Annotated in this window: 1 pseudogene; it reads right to left on the bottom strand. The window is 68.8% G+C overall.

Annotated features, from left to right (window positions below):
• Positions 1-288: pseudogene (locus SB822_RS56360) on the bottom strand (two-component sensor histidine kinase); the annotation flags it as partial.

Genomic DNA, 288 nt, shown 5'->3' with positions numbered 1-288 from the left:
AGTGATAAGTCTGACCGCCCAGCACGACGTCCTGCGTGCCGGTGACGGCCGGGAGCGGCAGGTCCCATGCACCGAGCGCGCGCAGGGCAGGGCTGCCGGCAATCACGTCGCCGTCGCGCGTGCGCACCTGAAAGAGCGCATCGCGCGGCAGCGAGTCGTCGTCGTCGTTATCGCTGGCACTCGTCGCGCCGCCTCTTTCTTCCTCGCGCACGTCGATGTGCGCGTTGGCAAGCGTGGCGAGGTTGGCCTGATCGAGAAGCGCGAGAACCTGCGCGACTTCCGCGAGGC

It is taken from the genome of Paraburkholderia sp. SIMBA_054 (assembly GCF_046534875.1).
GTDB classification, from domain to species: domain Bacteria; phylum Pseudomonadota; class Gammaproteobacteria; order Burkholderiales; family Burkholderiaceae; genus Paraburkholderia; species Paraburkholderia hospita.
The sequence above is the reverse complement of the archived record's forward strand: the minus strand, read 5'-3'. Positions and strand labels throughout refer to the sequence as shown.